The 17,860-nt window shown below is 63.7% G+C and carries 13 protein-coding genes and 1 tRNA gene; 5 read left to right on the top strand and 9 right to left on the bottom strand.

What is annotated here, in order from left to right:
- Positions 1-72 precede the first annotated feature (72 nt).
- The 8 genes from prfA to argS all read right to left on the bottom strand — a co-directional run bounded on the left by prfA (position 73) and on the right by argS (position 10,879).
- A complete protein-coding gene (gene prfA, locus R4P65_RS27765; RefSeq protein ID WP_230817057.1) occupies positions 73-1,152 on the bottom strand; it encodes a peptide chain release factor 1 in 1,080 nt (359 codons plus the stop codon).
- Between the two features lie 146 nt (positions 1,153-1,298).
- Positions 1,299-1,535 carry a 50S ribosomal protein L31 gene (gene rpmE / locus R4P65_RS27760; RefSeq protein WP_003941310.1) on the bottom strand — a complete coding sequence of 79 codons (237 nt, stop codon included), beginning with the start codon at positions 1,533-1,535 and terminating at the stop codon, positions 1,299-1,301.
- Between the two features lie 226 nt (positions 1,536-1,761).
- Complete coding sequence (rho, locus tag R4P65_RS27755; RefSeq protein WP_317828904.1) at positions 1,762-3,927, bottom strand: transcription termination factor Rho; 2,166 nt, start codon at positions 3,925-3,927, stop codon at positions 1,762-1,764.
- Between the two features lie 503 nt (positions 3,928-4,430).
- Positions 4,431-5,375, bottom strand: a complete 945-nt coding sequence (gene thrB / locus R4P65_RS27750) for a homoserine kinase (protein ID WP_317828903.1) — start codon at positions 5,373-5,375, stop codon at positions 4,431-4,433.
- Between the two features lie 44 nt (positions 5,376-5,419).
- Complete coding sequence (gene thrC / locus R4P65_RS27745) at positions 5,420-6,502, bottom strand: threonine synthase (protein ID WP_003941280.1); 1,083 nt, start codon at positions 6,500-6,502, stop codon at positions 5,420-5,422.
- Entirely contained in the window at positions 6,499-7,812 is a 1,314-nt protein-coding gene (locus R4P65_RS27740; protein WP_007726192.1) for a homoserine dehydrogenase, read from the bottom strand. Before R4P65_RS27740 ends, thrC begins: the two co-directional genes overlap by 4 nt.
- A complete protein-coding gene (gene lysA, locus R4P65_RS27735; protein ID WP_317828902.1) occupies positions 7,809-9,230 on the bottom strand; it encodes a diaminopimelate decarboxylase in 1,422 nt (473 codons plus the stop codon). The genes R4P65_RS27740 and lysA overlap by 4 nt, the downstream gene beginning before the upstream one ends.
- Positions 9,227-10,879: an arginine--tRNA ligase gene (gene argS, locus R4P65_RS27730; RefSeq protein ID WP_317828901.1), complete on the bottom strand. Its 1,653-nt coding sequence runs from the start codon at positions 10,877-10,879 to the stop codon at positions 9,227-9,229. Before argS ends, lysA begins: the two co-directional genes overlap by 4 nt.
- A gap of 216 nt (positions 10,880-11,095) precedes the next feature.
- Between argS and R4P65_RS27725 the strand changes: the two genes are divergently transcribed.
- Positions 11,096-11,923 carry a DUF3105 domain-containing protein gene (locus tag R4P65_RS27725; protein WP_230817053.1) on the top strand — a complete coding sequence of 276 codons (828 nt, stop codon included), beginning with the start codon at positions 11,096-11,098 and terminating at the stop codon, positions 11,921-11,923.
- Positions 11,916-12,635, top strand: coding sequence for a DUF305 domain-containing protein (locus tag R4P65_RS27720; protein WP_317828900.1), 720 nt, complete (start codon positions 11,916-11,918; stop codon positions 12,633-12,635). The genes R4P65_RS27725 and R4P65_RS27720 overlap by 8 nt, the downstream gene beginning before the upstream one ends.
- A 62-nt stretch (positions 12,636-12,697) precedes the next feature.
- Here R4P65_RS27720 and R4P65_RS27715 read toward each other — a convergent pair whose 3' ends face one another.
- A complete protein-coding gene (locus R4P65_RS27715) occupies positions 12,698-15,067 on the bottom strand; it encodes a phosphoketolase family protein (protein ID WP_317828899.1) in 2,370 nt (789 codons plus the stop codon).
- A gap of 243 nt (positions 15,068-15,310) precedes the next feature.
- Between R4P65_RS27715 and R4P65_RS27710 the strand changes: the two genes are divergently transcribed.
- From R4P65_RS27710 to R4P65_RS27700, 3 genes are all read left to right on the top strand, one after another.
- Positions 15,311-15,386, top strand: a tRNA-Arg gene (locus R4P65_RS27710).
- An 89-nt stretch (positions 15,387-15,475) separates the two neighbouring features.
- Positions 15,476-16,402 carry a LysR substrate-binding domain-containing protein gene (locus R4P65_RS27705; RefSeq protein WP_317828898.1) on the top strand — a complete coding sequence of 309 codons (927 nt, stop codon included), beginning with the start codon at positions 15,476-15,478 and terminating at the stop codon, positions 16,400-16,402.
- Between the two features lie 128 nt (positions 16,403-16,530).
- Positions 16,531-17,859 carry an MFS transporter gene (locus R4P65_RS27700; RefSeq protein ID WP_317828897.1) on the top strand — a complete coding sequence of 443 codons (1,329 nt, stop codon included), beginning with the start codon at positions 16,531-16,533 and terminating at the stop codon, positions 17,857-17,859.
- Position 17,860: the final 1 nt, after the last annotated feature.

Genomic DNA, 17,860 nt, shown 5'->3' with positions numbered 1-17,860 from the left:
CAGCCTGCCACGCTCGACCGACACGCGGTTCACCGAGTTCCCGGCGGGGGGAAGGTCAGTCATGGTCTGCATCTACTCGGCCGCGAGACGCGCCTCTCGGTCCGCCTTGCCCAATGCGTCGAGGAGTGCGTCGAGGTCACCGTCGAGCACCGCATCGAGGTTGTGTGACTTGAATCCGATGCGGTGATCGGTGATGCGGTTCTCGGGGAAGTTGTAAGTGCGGATGCGCTCCGAACGGTCCACCGTCCGAACCTGACTCTGGCGACCTGCCGACGCTTCTGCGTCCGCGGCCTCCTCGGCGACTACCTGCAAACGGGCTGCGAGCACCTGCATGGCGCGAGCCTTGTTCTGAAGCTGTGAACGCTCATTCTGACAGGTGACGACGATGCCGGTCGGAAGGTGCGTGATTCGAACAGCGGAGTCCGTCGTGTTGACGCCCTGACCGCCCTTGCCGGACGAACGGTAGACGTCGATACGCAGGTCACTTTCGTCGATCTGAACCTGCTCGACCTCTTCGGGTTCCGGGTACACCAGAACGCCGGCGGCCGAAGTGTGAACGCGTCCCTGGGATTCGGTGACGGGCACTCGCTGGACGCGGTGAACGCCGCCCTCGAACTTCAGCCGCGCCCACACTCCGTCCGGGGTGTCGGACTTGCTCTTGATCGACAGCGTGGCTTCCTTGTATCCGCCGAGATCGGAGACCGTCGCGTCGAGAATCTCGACGCGCCAGCCGTGCCGTTCCGCGTACCGGACGTACATGCGGGCCAGGTCCGAGGCGAAGAGTGCGGATTCTTCGCCACCCTCACCGGACTTCACTTCGAGGACGATGTCGTCGCCGTCGTGCGGATCTCGGGGTGCTAACTGATCGGTCAGCGTCTGCTCGAGCTGCGTGACCTCGGCTTCGAGATCGGGGATCTCGGCGGCGAAGCTGGAATCGTCGGCAGCGAGTTCGCGCGCGGCTTCCAGATCGTCTTGTGCGGCCGTGAGCTTGTTGTACGTCGACATAATCGGCGAGAGCTCGGAGAAGCGCTTACCGACACGCCTGGCAGCCGCAGGGTCGTTGTGCAGCGCCGGATCGGACATCTGTGCTTCGAGACCGGCGTGCTCCGCCAAGATGTCGTCGATGGCCGAGGGCTGGGTTGCGCCTGCCATGGTTCGCTCCGCTCTGAGTTTCGATTCCTACGGTGCGCGCTTGAAGGTATTTCGACGCCGGGACCCGGGAAACGCGCAAACCGAGTGCAGGCACAAAAAAGCCGACGCCCGATCTGCGCATGGCAGATCGGGCGTCGGCGGAACAGCTAGGACTCGGTGGCCGGGACCTTGCTGTCTGCGCGCTTGCCGTAGCGAGCCTCGAAGCGAGCGACGCGTCCACCGGTGTCGAGAATCTTCTGCTTGCCCGTGTAGAACGGGTGGCACTGCGAGCAAACCTCGACGTTGATGCGTCCGGACTCCTTGGTGCTGTGGGTCTCGAACGTGTTACCGCAACCGCAGACGACGGTGGTCGCTACGTAAGTTGGGTGGATTCCTGCCTTCATGGTGTCCCTTTCAATGGTCGCCGGGTCGACGTCGCCAATCGACATCGTGAACCGGAACCGGACTCGGCCGTTCAGTATGCCAGATGCGGTACCTCACCAGATAATCCGCGTCTCGCACGCCTCGGGGTGGCTGTACGAAGGTGTCAACGCACTGCCCCTCGGTTTTGTTCCGCCCATGCAAAAGGCCCACAACCAGCTGGTTGTGGGCCTTTTGACGTCGAGTCGATCAGTCGTCGATCGCACCCGGTGCGGTCTTGGAGACCTGCATCAGGAACTCGAGGTTGTTCTTGCTCTTCTTCAGTCGATCAATCAGCAGATCGATGGCCTGATGCGAGTCCAGACCGGACAGGACGCGGCGGAGCTTGTGCAGCACCGCAGCTTCGTCCGGGCTCAGGAGCAGCTCGTCCTTACGCGTGCTGGACGGGTTGACGTCCACGGCCGGGAACACGCGGCGTTCGGCGATCTTGCGATCGAGCTTGAGCTCGGCGTTGCCGGTGCCCTTGAACTCTTCGAAGATCACGGTGTCGCCGGTGGATCCGGTCTCGACCATTGCGGTAGCGATGATGGTGAGCGATCCACCGTTCTCGATGTTGCGGGCAGCACCGAGGAAACGCTTCGGCGGGTACAGGGCCGTCGAGTCGACACCACCGGAGAGGATGCGTCCCGATGCCGGCGAGGAGTTGTTGTACGCACGACCCAGACGCGTGATGGAGTCGAGCAGTACGACGACGTCCTTACCCATCTCGACCAGGCGCTTCGCACGCTCGATTGCCAGCTCAGCAACTGCGGTGTGATCTCCCGGCGGGCGGTCGAAGGTGGAGGAAATGACCTCACCCTTCACACTGCGCTGCATGTCGGTCACTTCCTCGGGACGCTCGTCCACGAGGATGACCATCAGGTAGCACTCAGGATTGTTGGTGGCGACGGCATTCGCGATCGCCTGCAACACGCTGGTCTTACCGGCCTTGGGAGGGCTCACGATGAGGGCACGCTGGCCCTTACCGATGGGCATCACCAGGTCGATGACACGCGTCGTGAGAATGTGCTGCTCGGTCTCGAGGCGCAGACGCTGGTTCGGGTACAGCGGCGTGAGCTTGTTGAACTCGGGGCGCTTCTTCGCGGCCTCGATGTCGCCGCCATTGACCGTGTCGATACGGACCAGTGGGTTGAACTTCTGACGCTGACTGCCCTGCTCACCGTCACGCGAGACCCGGACGGCACCGGTGATGGCGTCGCCACGGCGAAGGCCGTTCTTGCGGATCAGGTTCATGGAGACGTAGACGTCGTTGGGACCGGCGAGGTACCCGGACGTACGCACGAAGGCGTAGTTGTCGAGGACGTCGAGGATGCCGGCGACTGGCTGCAGGACGTCGTCCTCACGGATCTCGGTCTCGCGCGAATCGTTGGGTGCGCCACCCTCACCGCGGTCGCGACCACGGCCACGACGCTCACGGAAGCGGCGTCCGCGGCGTCCGCGTCCACCCTCTTCGTCGTCGTCCGGGCCGTTGTTGCGGTTGTCCGTACGCGGACCGGCGTTGTTCTGGCCTGCGTTGTTCTGGTTACCGCGATCCTGGCGATCCTGACGGTCCTGGTTGCCCCGGTTGCCTTGGTTGTCGCGCTGGCCCTGGTTGTCGCGCTGGCCCTGGTTGTCGCGCTGGCCCTGGTTGTCGCGCTGACCCTGGTTGTCGCGGTTGCGCTCGCGGCGGGGACGCTCGTTGCCCTGCTCAGCGGGCGCCTGATCAGCGTCGGACTTGCCCTCGGTGCGTGCCGGACGCTCGGCCGGAGCCTCAGCCTGGGCGGTCTCGTTGGCTTTCGAGGTATCGGCGGCCTTCGCGGTGTCCGCGTCGGACTTGGCCGAAGGTGCTTCCTGCTCGATGCTCAGTTCACCCTGGTCGGGTGAACCTGCACGACGAGCGGCGCCGCGACGCTGACGTCCGCGACGGGGTGCGCTCTGATCGGAATCCTCGGCGGATTCGGTACGCGCAGGCGCGGCCTCGGCAGGAGCGGATTCGGCTGCCGGAGCTGTTTCGGCTGCGGGGGTTTCGGTACGTGCTGCGCGAGTGCTCTTGGCACGAGTGCGCGCAACGGGTGCGTCGTCGAGCGTGAGTTCGCTCTGTGCGGGTGCAGCCTTTGCGCTGCCGCCCTGGCGCTCCTTGATGGCTGCGATCAGGTCGCCCTTGCGCATACCGGAAGTGCCTTTGATGCCCAGTTCACCCGCAAGAGTGCGGAGTTCGGTGAGCACCATGCCGGAGAGTCCGGCACCACGACGCGTTTCCGCACGCTTCGTGGAGGTCGCCACCGCACCGTTCGATGCTGAAGATGACGCCTGAGAATTGTCGCCTGATTCCGACCCGGCGGGTGCAGAAGTGGCGATGAGGTCCGTATCGGTCACGGAGGTCCTTTCCTTCCCTCACTCGCACTGCGCAAAGTCGAGGGTTCGTCCCGCAGTTCGATTGAATACCGAACTCGGTGGTGCCGTACGTGGTTGCTGTCCAGAACTGCCGGCTTGTCCGCCGTCACATGATTGTCAGAAACTCTCGCCTCAAACTTTTCATGCGCTCGCAAACCTGCCCAACGCGCCTTCGTCGTCGATTCACTCCCCCGTGTGGTGAACCCCAGAGTTGTGGAACCTCTGAGTGTTCGATCCGCGGAGGATCCAAACCTTCGGAGAAGGTACAAGCGCGAGGATCATGCCTGCGAGAATCATGCCAAGGACTGTGGACCCCGATTGGGAAGGAGTTTTGCCCCCTGGTGATGCACCGGCGACTGACGCGCACGATGTACGGACATAGCCCAGGATAGCGCCCAAACCTGAGTCCGGCAAGAATTTGGACGACTGGGTGTGTCAGTTCACTACCGATCGGTAGTGCGCGATCACCAGGACCAAGGCAGGGATCAGACCGTGGTCGTGGATACTTCGACGCCGTCGGCGATGTCCAATTCGAGCACACGGAGTCCGTCTGCCCGCGCCGCTTCGGCGAGTTCGACGGGGAACGGTTCTGTGCTGAGCGCCAACACGGTGGGACCTGCTCCGGAAACGGTCGCAGCGATGCCGGCCTCACGCAGGATGCCGATCCACCGAGTCGTGAGCGGTAGAGCGGGCGCGCGCTGTGCTTGATGCAGGCGATCTTCGGTAGCTGCCATCAACAGATCAGGCCGAGCCGTGAGCGCGACGACGGCAAGTGCACTGCGGCTCGCGTTGAACGACGCATCCTGGTGCGGAACCAATTCGGGCAGGAGCCCACGGGTGTGTGCGGTGGACGACCGTTCCTCGGGAACCAGTGCAACGGCACGGATATCGGGATGTACGTCGAGTTTCGCCGCGGAGTAGATCGGCTCGTCGCCTTCGATGGCCGGCGGGCAACTCCACGAGACGACTGCGCCGCCGAGAACACTGGCAGACGCGTTGTCCGGGTGACCTTCGAACTCGGAAGAGAGCTGAACCAACTGATCTTCCGTCAAACCGATCTCGGCATCGAGCGCGCGTGCCAGACCGTTGGCCGCAGCGAGTCCGCCGACGGCCGCGGAAGCCGAGGACCCCAGCCCGCGTGAATGCGGGATCGCGTTGCGGCACAACACGTCCAGGCCACTTGCCCACACTCCAGCCGCTTCGAGACCACGCTCGATTGCGCGAACCACGAGATGCGAAGGACCCCAAGGGACGTCGGCAGCACCTTCACCCTCGACGCGAATCTGGAGACCTGAATCCGTTGTGGTGACCACAATTTCGTCGTACAACCCCAACGCCAGACCGAGGGTGTCGAACCCCGGCCCCAAGTTTGCACTCGAGGCCGGGACGCGAGCAGTCACCGAAAGACCGATAGGCAGGGTTATAGTCATGTCAGACACCGGATTCCGCGGAGTGGTCGATGAATCCACGGACACTATGCAAGCTCGAGGGCAGCCGCAACGGCAACGGGATCGACACCGATCGGCTCGACGTTCGGCATACCCTTCAAAGCCGTGTCAGGATCCTTGAGACCGTTACCGGTCACCGTGCACACGACGGTCAGGCCTGGCTCGAGCCAGCCCTCTGCACGTGCGGCGAGCAGGCCGGCGACGCTGGCTGCCGACGCCGGTTCGACGAAGACGCCCTCGGTGGCGGCGATCAGACGGTAAGCCTCGAGGATCTTCTCGTCGGTGGCGGCACGGAACGCACCGTTCGACTCTTCCTTCGCGGCGACAGCGCCGTTCCAAGAAGCGGGGGAACCGATTCGGATTGCGGTAGCGATGGTTTCGGGATCCTTGACGGGTGCGCCGTTGACCAGCGGAGCCGCACCGGCAGCCTGAACGCCGAGCATGCGGGGCTTCACCGTGGTCAGACCGTCCGCGTAGTACTCCGAGTAACCGCGCCAGTACGCGGTGATGTTTCCGGCGTTTCCGACCGGGAGGGCGTGCACGTCGGGAGCCTTGCCGAGCACGTCCATGATCTCGAATGCCGCGGTCTTCTGACCTTCGATGCGCACCGGGTTGACCGAGTTGACCAGACCGATGGTGGGGAATTCCGCCGTGGTCTTGCGTGCCAACTCGAGGCAGTCGTCGAAGTTGCCCTGGACCTGAATGATCTTGGCGCCGTGCATGACTGCCTGCGCGAGCTTGCCCATGGCGATCTTGCCCTGCGGGATGAGCACGGCGCAGGTCATGCCGGCCTTGGCTGCATACGCCGCGGCCGAGGCGGAGGTGTTGCCGGTGGACGCGCACAGAACTGCGCGCTGGCCACGGGCCAAGGCGTCGGTGACGGCCATCGTCATGCCGCGGTCCTTGAAGGAACCGGTGGGGTTGAGACCCTCGACCTTGAGGTAGACGTCGCAGCCGGTGATCTCGGAGAGGTGGCCGGCCGGCAGGAGCGGGGTGCCACCTTCGCGCAAGGTGACGGTCTTCCAGTTGTCACCGATCGCGAGACGGTCCCGGTATGCCTCGATGAGACCCGGCCATGCCTTGTGGACGGGGTTGACGATGCCGGTCATTGTTCAGTGCCTTCCAGTCGCAGCACGCTGGTCACAGCGGTGACGAATTCGAGTTCGTTGAGGGCCGCCACGGTCTCGGACAGAGCCGCGTCGGTTGCTACATGAGTGACGACCACCAGACGCGCGCCGGCGCCGGCGCCCTCCTGGCGGACGACGGAGATGCTCACGCCGTGCTTGGCGAACTCGGCGGCGACTGCGGACAGCACACCTTCCTTGTCCGCGACCTCCATGTTCACGTAGTAGCGCGTGAGGATGTCGCCCATCGGGGCGACCTTCAGCTTGGCGTACTTGGACTCGCGGGGGCCGCGGCCGCCGTGAACCTTGTTGCGCGCCGCCATCACCAAGTCACCCATCACCGCGGAAGCGGTGGGGGCGCCGCCTGCGCCCTGGCCGTAGAACATGAGCCGGCCGGCATTCTCTGCTTCCACGACAACGGCGTTGAACGCGCCGTTCACCGAAGCGAGCGGGTGACTGAGCGGAACCAGCGCCGGGTACACGCGAGCGGAAATCCGCTCCTTGCCCTTGGGTGTGACGATGCGCTCGCAGATCGAGAGCAACTTGATCGTGCAGTCGAGTGCCTTCGCCGACGCCAGGTCGGCAGAGGTGATCGTGGAGATTCCTTCGCGGTACACGTCCGCGGCAGTGACGCGGGTGTGGAATGCGATCGACGCGAGGATCGCAGCCTTCGCCGCCGCGTCGTAGCCTTCGACGTCCGCGGTTGGATCGGCTTCCGCGTAACCCAGGCGTCCGGCTTCGGCCAGTGTCTCCTCGTAGTCGGCCCCGGTCTCGTCCATCGCGGAGAGGATGAAGTTGGTGGTGCCGTTCACGATTCCGGCGACCTTGTTGACGCGGTCTCCGGCCAAGGACTGCGTGAGCGGACGGATCACGGGGATCGCGCCGGCAACAGCGGCCTCGAAGTACAAGTCGACCGAGTTGGCCTCTGCAGCCTCCGCCAATTCACCGGTGTGGTCCGCGAGCAGCGCCTTGTTGGCGGTCACGACCGACTTGCCGGAGTTGAGGGAGGAGAGAATCAGCTTGCGAGGGAGCTCGATTCCGCCGATCACCTCGACGACGATGTCGACGTCGTCACGACCGACCAGGGACTCGGCGTCCGTCGTCTGCAGTTCCTCGGGAATTCCGCGGTCCGAGCCGATACGGCGAACGGCAACTCCCCGCAGTTCCAACGGGGCACCGACGCGAGCTTCGAGTTCCTCGGCCTGCTCACGAATGATCCGGACGACCTCGCTCCCGACGTTGCCGAGGCCGAGAACGGCCACACCGATAGCGCGATGCGCCGATTCGCTCGTCACTGCGATACCTCCAAGCTGAGCAGATCTTCCACTGTTTCCCTCCGCAGAATCACGCGTGAGACTCCGTCACGCACCGCCACCACGGCTGGGCGGGTGAGCAGGTTGTACCTGCTCGACATCGAATAGCAGTATGCACCGGTCGCTGCTACCGCTAGTAAATCACCGGGCCCGACGTCCTCGGGCATCCAGGTGTCCCGAATGACCACGTCACCGGACTCGCAGTGCTTACCGACGATACGTGCAACGACAGGATCAGCCTCGGAAGTTCGCGAAACCAACTTGGCTTCGTACTCCGCACCGTAGAGGGACGTGCGGATGTTGTCGCTCATCCCGCCGTCGACGCTGATGTAGCGGCGTGTCAGCGAGCTACCCACCGTGACGTCCTTGATGGTGCCGACCTCGTAGAGCGTCACCGTGCCCGGTCCGGCGATGGCGCGGCCGGGTTCGACGGCAAGCGTCGGCTCCGGCAGTCCGGCCAGTGCGGACTCGTTGCGCACGATGTGACCGAGCTTTGCTGCCAGTTCGTCGACGGGCGGCGGGTCGTCGGACGGGATGTACGAGATCCCCATGCCGCCGCCGAGGTCGATGATCGAAATCTGCTTGGTCTTCTCGACGCCGAACTCGGTGACAACCTCGCGGAGCAATCCGATCACGCGGTGTGCTGCCACCTCGAAACCGTCGACGTCGAAGATCTGCGAGCCGATATGGCTGTGCAGTCCGACCAGTCGCAGGTTGTCGGCGGCGAAGACGCGGCGGACCGCGTCGATTGCCGCTCCCCCAGCCAGCGAGAAGCCGAACTTCTGGTCTTCATGTGCGGTGGAGATGAATTCGTGGGTATGCGCTTCGACGCCGACGGTCAGGCGGATCAACACGTCCTGAACGACACCAGCCTCACCGGCGACGCGATCGAGGCGGTCGATCTCGATCGCCGAGTCGAGCACGACGTGCCCCACACCTGCGGCGACGCCGGCGGCCAGTTCGGCGACGGACTTGTTGTTGCCGTGCATGGCAATTCGCTCGGCCGGGAAGTCCGCGTGCAACGCGATCGCCAGTTCGCCGCCGGAGCAGACGTCGAGCGAGAGGCCTTCGTCGGCGACCCAGCGTGCGATCTCGCCGCAGAGGAAAGCCTTGGATGCGTAGTGCACCTTGGCATCCGGGCCGAAAGCGCGGGCCATGTCACGGCAGCGCGAGCGGAAGTCGTCCTCGTCGATGACGAACAGCGGGGTGCCGTACTTCTCGGCAAGTTCACTGACCTTGACGCCCGCGAGGGTTACTTCGCCGTCGTCACCGCGAGAAGCGTTGCGCGGCCACACCTGCGGTGAGAGTTCACCGAAGGCTTCGGGGGTGGCCGGACGGTCGGGCAAGCCGGGGGCCTGCAACTGCTCGGCATGTTTCGGGCCGGCTGGGTGCGCGTTCACATTTGCTCCGGTGCGGTGACGCCGAGCAGTTCGAGGCCGTTGGCCAGGACCTGTCGGGTGGCGGCGCAAAGAGCCAGACGTGCGCGATGCACGTCAGTGGCGTCTTCGTCGCCTTGCGGGAGGATGCGGCACGCGCCGTAGAAGCGGTGGTACGCACCCGCGAGTTCTTCGAGGTAGCGGGCAATACGGTGCGGCTCACGCAGATTCGCTGCGCTCGACACGACGCGCGGGTACTCGCCGATCGTGCGGATGAGATCACCCTCCTGCTCGACGGTGAGCAGGGCGAGGTGGCTCGCGTCGGCCGAGAGTCCGAGGTCTGCGGCGTTGCGGGCGATCGCGGAAAGGCGGGCGTGCGCGTACTGGACGTAATAGACCGGGTTCTCGCTGCTGGTCTTCGTCCACAGGTCCAGGTCGATGTCGATGCTGGAGTCGACCGACGAGCGGATCATGACGTAGCGCGAGGCGTCGACGCCGATTACCTCGACCAGGTCGTCGAGGGTGATGACGGTGCCTGCACGCTTGCTCATCTTGACGGCGGTGCCGTCCTTGACGAGGTTGACCATCTGGCCGATCAGCACCTCGACGGTGTCCGGATCGTCACCGAAAGCGGCGGCGGCAGCCTTGAGACGGCCGATGTATCCATGATGGTCGGCACCGAGCATGTAGATGCAGAGGTCGAACCCGCGGGCACGCTTGTTCTGGAAGTAGGCGATGTCACCGGCGATGTAAGCGGCGTTGCCGTCGCTCTTGATGACGACGCGGTCCTTGTCGTCGCCGTAGTCGGTGCTCTTGAGCCACCACGCACCGTCTTCGTGGAAGAGGTTGCCCGAACCCTTGAGGGATTCGACAGCCTTCTCGACCGCACCGGATTCGAAGAGCGAGTTCTCGTGGAAGTAGACGTCGAAGTCCACGCCGAAGTCGTGGAGGGTCTGCTTGATGTGCGTGAACATCAATTCGACACCGATGGCGCGGAAGGTTTCCTGCTGCTCGTCGGCGGGCAGGTCCATGACGTCGGGACGCTGCTTCAGAACCGAGGCGGCGATGTCGGCGATGTATGCACCGGCGTAACCGTCTTCGGGAGCAGGTTCACCCTTCGCTGCAGCGATCAGCGAGCGCGAGAAGCGGTCGATCTGAGCACCGTGATCGTTGAAGTAGTACTCACGGGTGACCAATCCACCCTGCGCGGACAGAATGCGTCCGAGCGCGTCTCCGACTGCGGCCCAACGGGTTCCACCGAGGTGAATCGGTCCGGTGGGGTTGGCCGAGACGAATTCGAGGTTGATCTTCTTGCCGGCGAGGGAGTCACCCGAGCCGTACGACGCACCGGCTTCGAGAACCGACACGACGATCGCGCCCTGGGCATCCTTGTCGAGCCTGATATTGAGGAAGCCGGGTCCGGCGATCTCGGCGGATTCGATTCCGTCGGCAGCGGTGAGGGCTTCGGCGATCCAGCCCGCCAACTCGCGGGGATTCGTGCCGACCTTCTTGGCTACCTGCATGGCAATGTTGGTGGCGTAGTCGCCGTGCTCGGGGTTGCGTGGTCGCTCGACGGTAAGGGTTTCGGGCAGCACGGATACGTCGAGGCCACGATCGGCAAGGACGCTCGCTGCGGTTCCGCGGAGCAGTTCGGCAAGGTCAGCTGGAGTCACAGGTATTCATCCTATTGCCTGGACACCGGAAGTGGAGACTCGCCTCACGCCTCGCACGCGGCGAAGCTAGTCGAGGCCGCTGTGGCGTGTCGCACGCCACTCTCCAAGTTTGCCCTCAGACTCGGAAAGTACAGTGGTAATGCCCGAGCTACCACCGCGTACCTTCATGCGCGGGCGCGCCACACCTCAAGCCCACACACCGAAAGAGCCCAATCGATGCCAAGCGGTTCCGATAGTCGCGGTCCCAACAAGAACTCCGGGGCCAAATCAGCCAAGGCCATCAAGGCCGCCAACAAGAACAGTCGGCCGGCCAAGAAGGGCAAGGGTGGCGTCCCCGCTCCCCGCCAGATCCCCTGGCTGTCGATCGGCGCCGGTGTGGCTGTGCTCGCACTCATCGCCGTGCTCGGTATCAATCTGTGGCCCAAGGTCGAGGAGCGGCAGGCCCTCGAGCCGTACAAGTACAGCTCGGAGAACAAGGATCCGTCAGACAAGATCGACGGTGTCCTCAAGATCGAGTACCCGGCGGGCCAGCACGTCGATTCCACTCAGCGCGTCGCGTACGACCAGACCCCGCCGTTCGGTGGCCCGCACGACGCCACCTGGGCGAACTGCACCGGAACCGTGTACGCAGACCCGATCCGCACCGAGAATGCCGTCCACTCGCTCGAGCACGGTGCCATCTGGATCACGTACAACCCTGATCTCGTCGACCAGGACCAGATCGACAGCCTTGCCGGACGCGTCAACGGCAAGTCCTACATGCTGATGTCGCCGTTCCCCGGCCAGAGCAGCCCCATTTCTCTGCAGTCGTGGGGCCATCGCCTCGAGATCGACAAGGTCGACGACGATCGCATCGATCAGTTCATCACCGCGCTGAACCAGAATCCGAACGTGTACCCCGAGGTCGGCGCGAGCTGCACCAATCCGCTGTTCACGCCGTCTACGTCGCCGTTCGATCCGACACCTCCGGGCCCCGACGCCATCCAGATGGACGGTGCGGGCGCTACCCCGGCCACCGACGAGCAGATTCCCGCCGGTGGATAGTTCACAGAAGACCGATCAGTCTTCGAAGCCGAGTCAGCGCACCGCACTGCTGATCATCGGTCTGATCGGCGCGATCGCCGTCGGTTTTGCATTGGGCGCATTTACCAACCTCCTCGGACCCGACGCGAAGTCGTCACTGACCGTTCCGGCTTCGGATTCGGTGGACGTCGGATTCGCGCAGGACATGAGCGTGCATCACAGCCAGGCCGTGGACATGGCGTCGATCGCTCTGACGAAGTCCACCGACAACGACGTGCGCACGCTCGCATTCGACATCTTGACCACGCAGCAGAACCAGCTCGGTCAGATGCAGGCGTGGCTGACCATGTGGGATCAGCCGTTGTCGAAGGTGGGCCCGTACATGGAGTGGATGTCGTCCGATTCGGGCTCCGGCCACGGGTCGCACGAGACTTCGGGCACGATGGACATGGCTCATTCGGGCCCGGTCGACACCATGCCAGGCATGGCGTCCCCCGAGGACCTTGCCGCTCTCCGCGCAGCGGAAGGACAGCAACTCGACACCTTGTTCCTGCAGTTGATGCTTCGTCACCACGAAGGTGGGCTTCCGATGATGGAGTACGCAGCAGCCGACGCCACCGAGGGTCCGGTGCGCAGCCTGGCGCAGACCATGGTCAACACGCAGCAGAGCGAGTCCAAGCTGATGACCGACATGTTGGCAGCTCGCGGCGCAGTTCCACTGCCTATGAACTGAGCAGAACCGAATTGAACTGAGCCGAGAACGTTCAGACCCGAACTGGGCCTGGTCCTGAAATTTCAGGACCAGGTCCAGTTTTCTACCTCCGGCATGTCTTCGAGGTGCTCGACGATGTAGCGCGAGTGCTTTTCGAGCTGGGTGCGGCAGAACTCCGCCAGCTCGGACGCGCCGGCCGGACGACGCTTGGAGCGTCGTAGCGCCTCGATCACCAGGTGGTAGCGGCTCATCTTGTTGAGGACAACCATGTCGAACGGTGTTGTGGTTGTTCCCTGTTCGCTGAATCCGCGAACGTGGAAGCGCTCGGGACTCGGACGCCCGTGAATCAGTTCGTGCACCGCACGCGAATATCCGTGGAATGCGAACACGACGTCGGTCTGCGCGGTGAACAAATCGAGGAAGACCCGCTCCCCGAATCCGTGGGGATGCTCGGTGGGGGTCAGCAGGGCCATCAGGTCGACGACGTTGACGACACGGGTGATCAACTCCGGCGTGTGATCGCGCAGCAACTGTGCAGCAGCCAGGATCTCCTGTGTCGGTACGTCTCCGGCTGCGGCCAGGACCACGTCCGGTTCCTGTCCGCGCGCTTCGGTTCCGGCCCATTCCCAGACCGAAGCGCCCGCCGCACAGTGCTCGTGCGCTTGCTCGAGCGTGAGGTATTGAAGGTGCGGTTGCTTGTCCACGACTATCAGGTTGACGTGGTCGGTACTACGCAGGCAGTGATCCGAGATCGAGAGCAAGGTGTTGGAGTCCGGCGGCAACCAAACGCGGATCACACTGGGGGCCAAGGGAATAACGGCGTCGATCATGCCGGGGCCCTGATGACTGAATCCGTTGTGATCGTTGCGCCAGCATGTACTGGTCAACAGCACGTTGAGCGAAGCAACGGACGCCCGCCACGGCAGGTCGACAGAATGTTGGAGCCACTTCGCGTGCTGGATGAGCATCGAGACACTCACCATGGCAAACGCTTCGTAGCTCGCGAACATCCCGTGTCGGCCAGACAGCAGATAGCCCTCGAGCCAACCCTCGCAGAGGTGCTCACTGAGGACCTCCATGACGCGACCATCCGCGGACAGTCCGTCGTCGTAGTCGGTGATCGGCAGTTGCCAGCAGCGATCGGTTGTCTCGAACACGGCGCCGAGGCGATTGCTCGACGTCTCGTCCGGACAGAAGAGTCGGAAGATCCCGCCGCTGTCTTCAGTTTCGGTCGCGGCGTAGATGTCGCGCAGAAGCTCACCGAGCACTCGCGTCGTCTCGTGGAAGGTCGAACCCGGGGATTGGATGGGAAGCGCGTACTTTTCGAGCGGCGGCATCGGGAGATCGACACGAAGTCGTCCACCGTTCGCGTAGGGAGTGCTCCCCATACGCTTGTCCCCCGCCGGCGAGAGCGCCGCCAGTTCCGCAACCAGTGATCCGTTGGCGTCGAACAACTCGTCCGGACGGTACGACCGCATCCACTCCTCGAGTTGCCGCAGATGTGATTCGTTGGTTCGCACGCCGGACAACGGCACCTGGTGCGCACGATGTGTGCCCTCGACCAAGATTCCGTCGACGGTGTGTGGACCGGTCCATCCCTTCGGCGTCCGCAAGACGATTGCCGGCCACGAACCCGTCCACTCCTCTCCGCGGCGTGCGGCACCCTGCATCTCGCGGATCTTCTCGTGCGCCTGCGAGATCGCTTGATACAGCTGAGGAAACACCACGTCGGGGTCGTCACCGGAGACGACGATCGGCGCCCACCCCTGGCCACCGAGATAGGCCTGGATGTCTTCGTCGCTGCTGCGTCCGTACACCGTCGGTCCCGCGATCTTGGCACCGTTCACGTGCAGGATCGGCAGCACCGCGCCGTCGCGTCGTGGATTCAGGAACGCCGGGAGCTTCCACGAGCCCGACAACGGCCCGGTCTCCGCTTCGCCGTCGCCGATCACACAGGCCACCACTAGGTTCGGATGATCGAAGGCCGCGCCGGCCGCATGGGCAAGGGCGTAGCCGAGTTCGCCGCCTTCGTGAATACTTCCGGGTGTCTGCACACTCACGTGGCTGGGCACCCCGCCCGGAGCCGAGAATCGCAGACACATCCGGTGAATGCCCTCGGCGTCGTCCGAGACTTCCGGATAGATCTCCGAATACGTTCCCTCGAGATACGTCGAGGCGACCAGCGCCGGTCCCCCGTGACCCGGACCGGTGACGTACAGCCAGTCCGCTTCGGTGGCGACGATGTGCCGATTGAGGAGCGTGTAGATCATCGACAGGCCGGGGCTGGTCCCCCAGTGCCCGAGCAATCGAGGCTTGATGTGCTCGGCACGCAACGGTTCACGCAGAAGCGTGTTGTCCTTCAGATAAATCTGCGCAACGGTCAGGTAATTGGCCGCTGCCCACCACTTCAGGTCGAGCGCGAGTTGGTCTTCGGAATAGTGGTGATCGGTCATCAACGACTCCCGTACCTCACGAGGGTGCCCGAGCAGTCCGCCCGAGCCTGTGCTCAGAGCCGAGCCTAGGCGTAAAAAGCATCCGAGTCAGTCGGTACAGATGATTCGACGACCATGGTCCTCGGCCGAGTACTCGACCACCTGGAGCGAGGACGCCATGCCGAGACGGGGACCGGTTTGGTCTTGTCCCCCCGTGATGCGCTACGCTAACGCAGCCCAATCGGCACACCGAATATTCGGTGCGCCCCCGTAGCTCAGGGGATAGAGCGTTCGCCTCCGGAGCGAAAGGTCGCAGGTTCGAATCCTGCCGGGGGCACCACGAAAACGCAGGTCGGCGACAGATTTTCGACCTCGTTACGGTGCCATACCAACAGATCCAGAGTCTTCTCCCCGACTACTGTCGATCTCATGCCTCGCGCCGATCCCGCTCCCACGTACACGATGCGTCAGCTGGCTGCGTTTGTCGCGATAGCCGAGACCGGAACGATCAGCGCCGCGGCCGAGCGCCTGCACCTATCTCCTTCCGCCCTGTCCGCGGCGCTCACCGAACTCGAACGCGCGCTCAAAGTTCAACTGTGCGTTCGCCGTCGCTCATTCGGTATTCAACTGACCCGCACCGGCGAATCCGTTCTGGTGCGCGCCCGGGCGCTACTTCAGCAAGCCGGGGAGCTCGAATCCGATGCGCTCGGAGCCGGCGGAAGCGTGTCGGGGCCCATCGCGATCGGTTGTTATCCCGCGCTGGGGCCGACGGTATTGCCGTCGATGATCGCCGGGTTCACCCGTAAGAATCCTGACGCGCAGGTGGAGTTCCGCGAGGACACTCAGAATCGACTCCAGACACATCTCGAGAACGGCGAGTTGGACCTCGCGATCGCGTACGACCTGGATCTCTCGCCACAATTGCGCACAGTTCCGTTGGCCATCCGCGAACCCTTGATCGTCCTCGGTGCCGAACACCTACTCGCGCGGTCCGAGCGACCGATTCATCTTCCGGACCTCGCGGAACACCCGATGGTTCTCCTCGACGCGCCGCCGAGCACCAAACACGCGCTCGACGTCTGCCGCGCAGGCGGATTCATCCCGAAGGTTGCATACAGAACCGCGAACTTCGAGACGGCGCGGGCATTTGTCGGGCGCGGACTCGGCTGGACGCTGTTACTCCAGCGCCCCAAGATGGACGTCACGTACGAGGGGCTCGAGGTAGTCGTCAAGACCATCGCTTCCCCTGTCGTGCCGTCGGTGCACGTCGTTCTCGCGTGGCACCAGAACACTCGCCTCAGCCGCGTCGCACGCGCTTTCATAGAATTCGTTTCACCCTCGGAACCTGCCCACTAGTCCCACTACCAGGCAGTGGAGCTGGTTCCACGTATTTTCCGTGCAAGAACCTCCAATTCTTTCGCTTTTCAATTGTTGTGGCGCACGTCATTGTTTCTTCAAGCCACATTCATCTCGAAAGGCACTTCATGACCTCCATCGCCTCACCGACCGCTACGCGCACCGCCGCGACGGTCAAGGCGCGCAAGGCCGCCCTCGGCAGCTTTGTCGGCACCGCCATCGAGTGGTACGACTTCTTCATCTACGGCACCGCCGCCGCGCTCGTGCTCGGCAAGCAGTTCTTCCCCGGCACGTCCGATCTGGCCGGCACCCTGGCCGCCTTCGCCACCCTCGCCGTCGGATTCGTCGCGCGACCCATCGGCGGAATCGTGATGGGCCACTTCGGCGACCGCATCGGACGCAAATCCATGTTGGTCACCTCGTTGATGCTGATGGGCTGCGCCACCGTTGCCATCGGCCTGCTACCCAACTACGCCGCCATCGGCGTCTTTGCCCCCATACTCCTGGTGACCTTGCGATTCGTTCAGGGACTCGGTGTCGGCGGCGAGTGGGGCGGCGCAGTTCTGGTCGCAACCGAAAACGCACCGGAGGGCAAGAAGGGGCTGTACGGCAGCGCACCACAAATCGGTGTTCCCGCAGGCGTACTGGTGGCCAATCTCGTCTATCTCCCCCTCGCCGCCTTCATGGACGACGATGCATTCAACTCCTGGGGATGGCGAATCCCGTTCCTGCTCAGCGCAGTTCTTGTGGGCGTCGCGATGTGGATCCGTCTCGGCCTCGAGGAAAGTGACGAGTTCACCGCTTCGAAGTCCGAAGCACCGGCGGAGTCCATGCCGATTCTCGAGGTTCTCACCAGACACTGGAAGACTGTGCTCCTCGCCGGTGGAACCTTCATCGCCACCAACGGAATTGCGTACGCGTACATGGTCTACGTCCTCAAATACGGCGAGACCGAACTCGGCTTCAGCAAAACCACGATGCTCTTCCTCCTCATCGCATCCTGCCCGTTCTGGATGGCGGGAATGGCTTTCAGCGCTCACAAGTCGGACACTCTCGGACGCCGGACCGTCTACATCCGCAGTTCGATCACCCTGGTAGTGGCGGCAGCGGTGTTCTTTCCGCTGATCGACACAGCGATCGTCCCGGTGATGCTCGTATCGATGATCGCCCTCGGCTTCACGCTCGGCTGCTGCGCCGGCCCACAAGCGGCACTGTTCGCCGAATTGTTCCCCGCACACATCCGCTACAGCGGAGCGTCACTCGGATACCAGATCGGCGCAATCCTCGGCGGCGGTCTGGCCCCGATGATCGCCACCGCGCTCTACGCCGCCTTCGACACCTCGTTCGCCATCACCGTCTACTTCGTGATCATTGCCGTGATCAGCTTGGTTTCCATCCTGCTACTCCCGGAACCTCACCTGATCCCGAAAAACACTGCCGCACAGAAAGCCTCGTGAC

This window comes from Rhodococcus sp. IEGM 1318, from assembly GCF_033142465.1.
GTDB lineage: Bacteria > Actinomycetota > Actinomycetes > Mycobacteriales > Mycobacteriaceae > Rhodococcus_F > Rhodococcus_F qingshengii_B.
This window is presented reverse-complemented; position numbering and strand designations above follow the sequence as displayed.